Annotated in this window: 1 protein-coding gene and 2 pseudogenes; 2 read left to right on the plus strand and 1 reads right to left on the minus strand. The window is 41.3% G+C overall.

Annotation, left to right across the window (positions count from 1 at the left end; all coding sequences use genetic code 11):
- Positions 1–293, plus strand: a pseudogene (locus WA352_RS21625) (IS6-like element IS1006 family transposase); the annotation flags it as partial.
- Between the two features lie 35 nt (positions 294–328).
- Here the strand turns inward: WA352_RS21625 and WA352_RS21630 are convergent.
- Positions 329–1,467 (minus strand): IS3 family transposase gene (locus tag WA352_RS21630; protein ID WP_336143901.1). Its coding sequence is split into 2 segments (ribosomal slippage): positions 329–1,209 and positions 1,209–1,467, totalling 1,140 coding nucleotides; the frame shifts between segments, so codons are not numbered across the junction.
- Positions 1,468–1,608: 141 nt separating this feature from the next.
- Between WA352_RS21630 and WA352_RS21635 the strand changes: the two are divergent.
- A pseudogene (locus WA352_RS21635) lies at positions 1,609–1,863 on the plus strand (DDE-type integrase/transposase/recombinase); the annotation flags it as partial.
- Positions 1,864–1,875: the final 12 nt, after the last annotated feature.

Genomic DNA, 1,875 nt, shown 5'->3' on the forward strand with positions numbered 1-1,875 from the left:
ATGCTCCTGAAATAGAAAAACGTTTACGCTGGTATTGGCGTAATCCTACAGATCTGAGCTCGTGGCATATTGATGAAACCTATGTAAAAGTGAATGGACGATGGTCTTATCTGTATCGTGCAGTCGATCAACGTGGCGATACCATTGATTTTTATCTTTCTTCTAGACGTAATACCAAATCAGCATATTGTTTTCTTGGAAAAATTTTAAATAATGTGAAGAAGTGGCAAATTCCACAAGTGATCAACACGGATAAAGCACCCACATATGGACGTGCTATATCACGGTTAAAATGGACTGCTCCCAGTATCCTAGACACGAGACAGCCTCATTTTGAAGCTGCTTCGAATGCTTCTGGGCTCATTCCGTCGAGGTGCGAATGACGCCTGATTCGATTGTAAAACATCTCGATATAATCAAACACATCTGCACGCGCTATTTCTCGTGTTTTATAGATCCTCTTTTTAATTCTTTCCTTCTTTAAACTACTAAAAAAGGATTCAGCAACAGCATTGTCCCAACAGTTTCCACGACGACTCATACTCGGAACTAAATTATGCTTTTGACAGAATTTCTGCCAGTCTCCGCTACTGTATTGTGAGCCTTGGTCTGAGTGTATGATCACAGGTTCATTGGGTCTGCGTCGCCATACCGCCATTAAAAGTGCATCCAAAACGATATCCTTGGCAAGCGTAGGTTTCATTGACCAACCGATAACTTTCCTTGAATATAAATCGAGAACCACAGCCAGATATAACCAGCCTTGCCAAGTACGGATGTAGGTAATATCAGTTACCCACGAGGTATCAGGTGTGTTTACAACAAACTCTCGATTTAAATGGTTAGGTGGCACAATCTGAGGACGACCACGACCATAACTTTTATGCTTCTTATATCCTCGAACAGCGGTAATGCCATTGTCTTTCATGATCTTCAACACACGATTAGGTCCACAGCTTTCACCTAACTCTTTAAGATCCAGCGTAATGCGACGATAACCATAGATGCCATAACTGGCATCATAAGAAGAACGGATTAGTTGTAATAACCGTCTATCTTCAATTGTTCTGCCTGATTCGGGTTCATGTAGCCAAGCATAATAGCCAGCACGAGCAATCTTAAGAACTCGACACATCGTTTTAATCTTAAATTGATGGCTGTATTCCAGAATAAACTGATACTTTACTCGGGCAGGCTTGCAAAGTACCTTGCGGCCTTTTTTAAGATGTCCCGTTCCTCTTCAGTCTGTTTAAGCTGACTTTTAAGGCGAAGGATTTCTTTCTTTGCTTCGAGCAATTCATGTTCATCAGGGCTGTTGCGTAAAGGTTGCACTGCCTTTAGCCATTTATAAATGCTGTGTTGTGATACGCCTAAACGTTCTGCGACATCAGTGACAGAATATCCACGTTCAGTAATCAATTTAACAACTTCATCTTTAAACTCTGGGGTGTATCGTTGTCCACTCATAATGTTCTCTCCTATGCAAAAAGAATAGACGAAATTTGTCTAGGAGAGTGGTGGCAGTCCAAGAATAGACGAAATTTGTCTAGGAGAGTGGTGGCAGTCCAAGAATAGACGAAATTTGTCTAGGAGAATGGTGGCAGTCCAAAACGGGAAGGTAAATGTCCACCAGACCTTGAGCACAGGCAGATTAAGTATAAAAATAACGTGATTGAATGTGATCATGGCAAGCTAAAGCGGATCATCAGGGCCACATTAGGATTCAAATCTATGAAGACGGCTTATGCCACAATTAAAGGTATTGAAGTCATGCGTGCACTACGTAAAGGACAAGCATCGTCATTTTATTATGGTCAGCCTCAGGGTGAAGTGTGTCTAATCAACAGGGTTTTCGGTCTCTAAGTACTTTTTAAA

The sequence above is a fragment of the Acinetobacter sp. 102 genome, from assembly GCF_037028485.1.
GTDB lineage: Bacteria > Pseudomonadota > Gammaproteobacteria > Pseudomonadales > Moraxellaceae > Acinetobacter > Acinetobacter higginsii.